The 7,432-nt window shown below is 61.3% G+C and carries 9 protein-coding genes; 5 read left to right on the forward strand and 4 right to left on the reverse strand.

Annotated elements, in window-relative coordinates; translation table 11 throughout:
- The 4 genes from HX846_RS29790 to HX846_RS29805 form a co-directional block, all read left to right on the forward strand.
- The coding region (locus HX846_RS29790; RefSeq protein WP_178966754.1) for a fimbria/pilus outer membrane usher protein at positions 1 to 574 on the forward strand (574 nt) is incomplete at its 5' end.
- A complete protein-coding gene (locus tag HX846_RS29795; protein WP_087693813.1) occupies positions 571 to 1,635 on the forward strand; it encodes a fimbrial protein in 1,065 nt (354 codons plus the stop codon). The genes HX846_RS29790 and HX846_RS29795, both read left to right, overlap by 4 nt.
- A gap of 10 nt (positions 1,636 to 1,645) precedes the next feature.
- Positions 1,646 to 2,332 (forward strand): cysteine hydrolase family protein, encoded by a 687-nt coding sequence (locus tag HX846_RS29800; RefSeq protein WP_063030246.1) that lies wholly within the window; start codon positions 1,646 to 1,648, stop codon positions 2,330 to 2,332.
- 64 nt (positions 2,333 to 2,396) lie between these two features.
- Positions 2,397 to 3,602, forward strand: coding sequence for an EAL domain-containing protein (locus HX846_RS29805; protein ID WP_093209901.1), 1,206 nt, complete (start codon positions 2,397 to 2,399; stop codon positions 3,600 to 3,602).
- Here the strand turns inward: HX846_RS29805 and HX846_RS29810 are convergent, their stop codons facing one another.
- The gene (locus HX846_RS29810) at positions 3,603 to 3,983 is read right to left on the reverse strand and encodes a RidA family protein (RefSeq protein ID WP_003217799.1); all 381 of its coding nucleotides are present in this window, start codon (positions 3,981 to 3,983) and stop codon (positions 3,603 to 3,605) included.
- A 543-nt stretch (positions 3,984 to 4,526) separates the two neighbouring features.
- Between HX846_RS29810 and HX846_RS29815 the strand changes: the two genes are divergently transcribed.
- Positions 4,527 to 5,468 carry a cupin gene (locus HX846_RS29815; protein WP_008433330.1) on the forward strand — a complete coding sequence of 314 codons (942 nt, stop codon included), beginning with the start codon at positions 4,527 to 4,529 and terminating at the stop codon, positions 5,466 to 5,468.
- On the opposite strand, the gene HX846_RS29820 is transcribed toward HX846_RS29815, so the two are convergent.
- From HX846_RS29820 to HX846_RS29830, 3 genes are all read right to left on the reverse strand, one after another.
- Entirely contained in the window at positions 5,461 to 6,366 is a 906-nt protein-coding gene (locus HX846_RS29820) for a LysR family transcriptional regulator (protein ID WP_102604314.1), read from the reverse strand. The two genes, HX846_RS29815 and HX846_RS29820, sit on opposite strands and share 8 nt — an antisense overlap.
- Positions 6,367 to 6,400: 34 nt before the next feature.
- Positions 6,401 to 7,123: a FadR/GntR family transcriptional regulator gene (locus tag HX846_RS29825; RefSeq protein WP_003217775.1), complete on the reverse strand. Its 723-nt coding sequence runs from the start codon at positions 7,121 to 7,123 to the stop codon at positions 6,401 to 6,403.
- A gap of 56 nt (positions 7,124 to 7,179) precedes the next feature.
- Positions 7,180 to 7,432 (reverse strand): dihydroxy-acid dehydratase (locus tag HX846_RS29830; protein ID WP_178966755.1); only part of this gene is annotated, 253 nt, incomplete at its 5' end.

The following is a 7,432-nucleotide window of genomic DNA, read 5'->3' on the forward strand; positions in this document are numbered from 1 at the left end:
GACCTCGGTCAGCGCGGCGGGCTCGGTGCTGGCCCATGCCGATGGCGTGGAATTCGGCCAAACCCTGGGTGAAACCGTGGCGCTGGTGGAGGTCAAGGACACGCCGAAGGTCGGCCTGCTGAATGCCCCGGGCACCCTGACCAATGACCGCGGATACGCCCTGGTGCCGTACGTCACGCCGTATCGCAAGAACCGCGTGGCCGTGGACACCAGCGAACTGGACACCAGCGTCGACATCGCCGAAGGCGTGACCAACGTGGTGCCGCGTCGCGGTGCGGTGGTCAAGGCGGTATTCGCCGCCGGCCGATCGGAAAAAATACTGCTCAACGTCCGCTTGCAGGACGGCTCGCTCTTGCCTTTCGGCACCACCGTGCAGGACGACCAGGGCGCCAGTGTCGGCGTGGTCGGCCAGGCCGGACAAGTGCTGCTGTCGGCGGGCAAAGGTGTCACCTACACCATGAAATGGGGTGGCAACGCCGCGCAGCAGTGTGAAATCAATTTGGATATCAGCAGCACGCCAGCCACCGACGGTTATCGGGTGATGGACGCTGTGTGCGTAGGAGTTCGTCCATGAAACAGATAAACAAGTGGAAAAAACGCGTGCTGTTGAGCGCGCTGGCGGTGGCACCGTTTGCCCTGTCAGAGATGGCGTTGGCCGACTGTGCGTCTACCAGCGCGACCCAGAGCGTACACCCCATCGGGGATGTGTACATTCCTCAGGATGCGCCGGTGGGGTCAACCATCGGGCTGGTCAAGTACACCCGCTTCCCGATCATCAACTGCACGACGACGGTACCGTTTTCAATCCAGGCCAACATGCTCGGTGCCAAGTTACCCGCGGTCACCGCCGCCATTGGCGCGGTGCAAGGCAGCCAACTGTACGCGACGAACATACCGGGAATCGGGGTAGGCGTGGTCAACGAAAGCCGCCCCAGCTTTCTGTGCCGGACCTCCGGCAACTGGTACTTCCCGCTGACGTACGCCAGCTGTAATACCGGTGGTTTCGCCTCCAATACCAATAACAGCTTGATCCTGATCAAAACCGGACCGATCCCGGCAGGCGTCAATGATTTCGGCAACCTGCAGGTGTACACCGTCACGATCAACAACAACGGTACGCCGTTCGACTGGATCGACGGTCGCCTGACCGGCAGCGTGACCGTGGCCGGCTGCAGCATGCCCGAAGGCGTGGGCAGCATCATCGACGTTCCGTTGAACAACTGGGAAAAGCGCGTGTTCAACGGTCCCGGCAGCGTCACGCCAACCGAAAGTTTCAATATCCCGCTGAATAACTGCATTGCCGGGACGTACGCGGGGAATCCGACCTGGAACTACTTCCAGGGCAACACCGCCAACATCCGCCTGGATGGCGCCAAGGGGTCGGTGATTGTCGATGCCGGCCAGGGAGTCCTGGGGCTCAACTCTGAAGCCACCGCCAGCGGCGTGGCGGTACAGGTGCTCAAGCAGGACGGAACCGTGCTGCCGCTGGGCGTCGACGTACCGATCATGCCGGTCCAGGACGGCACCACCAACCTGCAGTTCGGTGCCCGCTACATCCAGACCGCCGGCGACGCCTCCGGGCCGCAGCCCGGTATTGCCAACGCCACCGCGAACTTCACCATCACCTACAAATAGGAAAAACCCCATGCAACGTTTTACCCGTCGCTTCATGGCCGCTTGCGTGCTCTCCACCGTGGTTGCCAGCGGTGCTGCTATTGCCAACGATCACCCGACCATCCGCGCCATGTCGGGTGCCGAGCAGATCAAGCAATTGCCGGCCGCCAAGACCGCGCTGATCGTGATCGACTTCCAGAACGAATACTTCACCGGGCGCATGCCAATCCCGGATGGCGCCAGTGCCCTGGCGAAAACCCGCGAGCTGATCAACTACGCCGACAGCCACAAGATCCCGGTCTACCACGTGCAGCACGTGTCGCCGGCCGGCGCTGCGGTATTCGCCATTGATGGCGAGACCGTAAAGTTCCACAAGGACATGCAGCCACGCCCTCAGGACCACGTGGTGCAGAAGAACACCGTAAGCGTGTTCGCCAGCACCGACCTGGCCACACAACTGAGCAAGGCCGGGATCAACACGCTGATCATCAGCGGCCTGATGACCCACGCCTGTGTCGCCGGTGCCGCCCGTGATGCAGCGCCACTGGGTTTCAACGTGATCGTTGCTTCCGATGCTTCTGCCACCCGTGCGATCACCCGTCTCAATGGCCAAAGCGTCGACAAGGACGCCTTGCATCAATCGGCACTGGCCGAAGTCGAGGACACCTTCGGCGATGTGATGACCACCGAGCAAATCGTCAAGTTGCCCGTGCTCTAAACCGCTGCGACACGCCCGGCGTCATACCCGGGCGACCTTATTCCTTTCAGATGAGCCGACTTCAATGACGAGTTTTCCCATACGCGTGCTGGTACTCGAGGATCATCCTTTTCAACGTGCCGTCGCAGTGAGCCTGCTGCGCCAACTGGGTTGCCACGAGGTATTCGAGGCCGCAGACGGTGTGCAGGCGCTGACGGTGCTGCAACAGGTGGGCGGGGTGGATATTGCCCTGTGCGACCTGTGCATGGACGGCATGGATGGCCTGGAGTTTCTTCAGCAGGTGGGGCACTCGGGACTGGTCGGCTCGGTGATTATCAGCAGCTCACTGTCGGCCGATGTGCGCCGCACGGTGCAGCAGATCGTTTCGTTGCTGGGCCTGGAAATGCTCGGTGACGTCGGCAAGCCGTTGCAGGCCCACGCCCTGGAGACCCTGCTAAAAAAGCGCTCCAGTGGCCCTGGTGTCGCGCCACCCAAGGCTGCACCGGTACGCCTGGCCAGCGATGAAGAAGTGCGGTGGGCCCTCAACGAACAGCAACTGCAGGCCTGGTACCAGCCCAAGGTCGACCTGCATACCGATGACGTCTGCGGCGTAGAGGTGCTGACCCGCTGGGTGCACCCGTTGCGCGGCATCCTGTCGCCGGCCGTGTTCATGCCGGTGCTGGAGCGCTGCGGCTTGCTGGATACGCTGTTGTTCATGCAGATGAACCAGGCCCTGAGCCTGCAGCGACTGGCGAAAAACGCCGGGCTGGCGCTTGACCTGTCGTTCAACCTGAATGCCAGCCAGTTGACCAACAGCAACCTGACCGCAGTGATCAAGGGCATCCTCTCGCTGCACCAGACGGCACCTGCCAGCGTGACCTTCGAACTCACCGAAAGTGGCCTGCTGGAAGCCCCGGCCACCAGCCTGGAAACCCTGGTGCGCCTGCGCATGATGGGCTGCAAGTTGTCCATCGACGACTTTGGTGCAGGCTTCTCGTCGTTGCAGCGCCTGTGCCAGTTGCCGTTCAACGAGATCAAGCTCGACGGGGAGTTTATCCGCACCTTGCTCCACGAACCGCGCTGCCAGGCAATCGTCAGCAGTACCCTGGCATTGGGGGAAACCCTGGGGATGTCCGTGGTAGTGGAAGGCATCGAGACGGAGGAGCAGCGCGAGTCGTTGCTCGCGATGGGATGCACTCAAGGGCAGGGCTACCTGTTCGCCCGGCCCATGAATGATGTGGATCTGCTGCGCTGGCTACCGGCGGCGTCGAATATTGAACGACGCTCCTGATCAGCCCTTGGCGGCCATCGCAGTGACTTCAACCCGCATGCCTTCGACGGCCAGGGCGGCAACACCAACCGCCGCACGCACCGGCCAGGGCTTGGCGAAGTAGCGCTTGTAGACTTCATTGAAAGCGGCGCGGTCGGCCATGTCGGTCAGGTAGATGGTCAGGTGCATGACCCGGTCAATCGAACTGCCGGCACGTTCCAGGGCCACCTTGAGGGCTTGCAGGGTGCATTCGCTTTGCAGGGTGATGTCGCCAAGCTCCAGGCTGCCGTCGGCGCGGGTAGGGATTTGCGTGGAGACGAGGATGCCGTTGAAGCCGATAACGTCGGAAGAGATGGAGTCCGGGTCGAGATCGGGGGTGAAGGCGAGGTCGTGGTTGGCCATGGGATTCCCTTGGGTGACATCAGAAAGAAGGCCGATATGGTCCCCGAAAAAAAGGCCCGGGGCAAACCCGGGCCTTTTCGGCGAAGCAGCAAGGTAAAACGAAAGTCCACGATCAACCGTGTTTGTTTAACTAGCCTGTTGTTTCGTGGATAGTTTAATTGCCAATAGTTGCGTGCGCAGGTGCACTGCCGATTAAACTCGATTAATTAAAATTCACTGTGCATATGCGCACGCTGCTGTAGTTTTAACCCTGTCTTAGCCGCTCTGCTTCGACAACATCCTTTGGTTTGCCGCCGCAGTCTCTGCGGCGGATTTTTTATGGGCGCTGATGTATATATATTTAACTTATTTATAAAGTGGCACTTTGATAGTTGATTGAATCAAACTATCAGTACACCAAGAGAGGCTTATGCCTGCCCCATTTCGCACAACTGCTATGCAAGATGAGGGATTAATCCACCGCCGCTGAATGCCTATAGTTCTTTCACCGCCGCAGCGCCCCACGGGGCATGCGAAATCCAGTCGTAGATTGAGGTGATCATAATGAATAGCGAATTCAAGCCTGACGTGGCCGATACCCAACCGCAGCACCTGCTCGATGCCGAATACTTTGAATACAGCAAGGCCGCCAATCCCATCAGCGCCAACCTGATCACGCGCATTCCCTATCACAGCTTCCCGGCCTCGCTGTACGACAGTGGGCCCTCTCGGGTAGTGCCGCTGGACCTCAGCGATGCCTTGGGTTGCGAAGGTCCGGCCACCGGTCCGGGGCTGTGTGCGAACTTCATTCGCCTGAACGCCGGCGATACGCTGGAACTGCACCCCAACGCCACCTCACAGGTGTTTTATGTCATCGCCGGGCAGGGCAGTGTGGTTCAGGGCGCGCACCGCATCGACTGGACCAAAGGCTGCTTCATTGCGCTGCCAGGTCTGCAGCAAGCGCGGTTCAGCGCATCAGAGGATGCGCGCCTGTATTACGTCCACGATGAGCCGCTGTTGCGTTACCTGGGCGTGATCCGCAGTGCCGATCGCTTCGTGCCGACGCTGTATCCCGCGGAGCTGGCCAACGCAAAACTGCGCGAAGCGGCCGATGATCCCCGCGCCCAGGACCGTAGCCGTATCAGCATCCTGCTGGGCAATCGCAACTTCCCGCAGACTCGCACCGTGACCCATGTGCTGTGGGCGATGTACGGCATCCTGCCGCCGGGGTCGATTCAGAAGCCCCACCGACACCAGTCGATTGCGCTGGATTTCATCATTGATTGCCCCAAGGGCTGCTATTCGCTGGTGGGCACCGAACTGGACGCCGATGGGCAGATCCGCAACCCGGTGCGGGTCGACTGGTCGCCGGGCCTGGCGTTCGTGACGCCGCCAGGTTACTGGCATGCCCACTTCAATGAGTCCGACACGGAAGCCTTCCTGATTCCGATCCAGGATGCGGGGCTGCAAACCTATCTGCGGTCGCTGGATATCCGCTTCAGCTGAGACGTTTCCAGTGCGGTGTTTCGCCCAGTTGCTCGACGATAAAGTCGATGAAGCACCGCACTTTGGAAGACACGATGCGCTTGGGTGGATAAACGAACCAAACCGCCGATTCACGGCCTGCGATGCGGATATCCCACTCAGGCAACCACACCAGCAACTCGCCGGTTTCAATGGGTTTGGCTACCAGCCAGTCGGGCAGCAAGGCAAATCCCAGGCCCTGTTGTGCGGCGATCAATTGTGCGTCCAGGTCGTTGATCCGGATGCTGTCTTTATGCACCAGCGGTGACACCTCACGCCCGTTGGCAAAAGCGCTGTCAGCCGCCCCCAGAATCGCCGGCATGGCAGCCAGGTCGGCAGGGTTGACCGGCGCCGGATACTCCCGGCAAAACGCCGGGCTGGCCACCAGCCGGTAGCGCTCATCGCAGATCTTGCGTGCCTTCAACGTGGAATCCGCCAGGGTGCCAATGCGGATCGCCAGGTCCGCGCCGGCATGAATCAGGTTGACGTGGCTGTCGTCCAGCACCAGTTCCAGCTTAATCTGCGGGTAGCGGGCCAGGAAGGCATTCAAGGTGGGAAGGATATGGTGGCGGGCAAAGGCGGGCGGCAGGTTGAGCTTGAGCACGCCCCGTGGTTGTTCGTTCAGTGCGGAGGTGGCGGCCTTGGCTTGTTCGAGTTCATCCAGTACCCGGCGTGCGTGCGTCAGGAATGTCTGGCCACCCTCGGTCAGGTGCAGCGTACGGGTAGAGCGGTTGAACAAGGCGATGCCGAGGTCCTGTTCAAGGTCCTTCACGTAGCGTGAAACCGTGGAAGCCTTGATGCCAAGCCGGTCGGCGGCACGGGAGAAGTTATTGCCCTCGGCGGCTTCGACAAAGGCGGTTAACGCAGCGAAGTAATCCAAGGGCGGCCTCGACTTGACGGTGGGTTGCCTGGCGCTACAGCGGCGTCAGCACGTTCATCACGGTGTCCAGCGCCACCCGGGTATCGTCCAGTTGCACCAGGGAGGCATGCCGCGCGCCGAGGGCGTCACGGTTCTTGATCGCGGTGAGGATCGCTTTGTGCCGGGGCAGGCTGAGGCCCTGGATGTCGGGGCGACGGTTGGTGATGTTGATGGACTCGCGAAGTGGCAGCGACAGCATATTGCACATGTAGGCCAGCAAGTCGTTGCGGGTCGCATCGGCAATCGCCCGGTGGAAGTCCAGGTCGGCCTGCAGCAACGTTTCGTGGGTATTGGCGGTTTCCATGCCGAGGTAGGCTTTTTCGATGGTGGCGATGTCGGCGTCGGTGGCGGTAGTCGCGGCCATCGCGGCGATTTCCGGCTCGAGGATCCGGCGCACACCGGCCAGGGTGTTGAAAAACTCGCTGTGGGGTGTCGACTGCATCAGCCAGGTCAGCACGTCCGGGTCCAGCAAGTGCCACTGCACCCGTGGGCGCACCACGGCGCCGACCTTGGGCTTGGAAATCACCAGGCCCTTGGCGCTGAGCACCCGGGTCGCCTCACGCAATACCGAGCGGCTGACCTTGTACTCCTCGCACAAGGTGGCCTCCATGGGCAACCGTTCTTCCGGCTTGAAGCGCCCGGAAACGATGTGCATGCCCAAGTCCTGGACGATTTGGGCGTGCATGCTCTTGCGCGGCTTGGTCGGCTGCTGATCCATAACAGGGAGGCTACTCTGGCGAAATACGCGGCATCATAGCATTGCTCCCGTCCCAATTAGTGGGAATGACGCGGCACTTCGGCGCCACGGCAGCCCACCAGGAAGTCGAAGTCGCAGCCCTGGTCTGCCTGTAATACGTGGTCGATGTACAGCTGCCGGTACCCCCCGACAATCAGCTGCTCGGGCGGCGCAAGGTCGGCCATGCGGGCCGCCAGTTCGGCGTCCGGAATGTCCAGGTGCAGGCGGCCATTGGCGCAATCGAGTTCGATCCAGTCGCCTTCCTTGACCGTGGCCAACGGGCCGCCGGCC

The sequence above is a fragment of the Pseudomonas sp. K5002 genome, from assembly GCF_013386655.1.
Lineage (GTDB): Bacteria > Pseudomonadota > Gammaproteobacteria > Pseudomonadales > Pseudomonadaceae > Aquipseudomonas.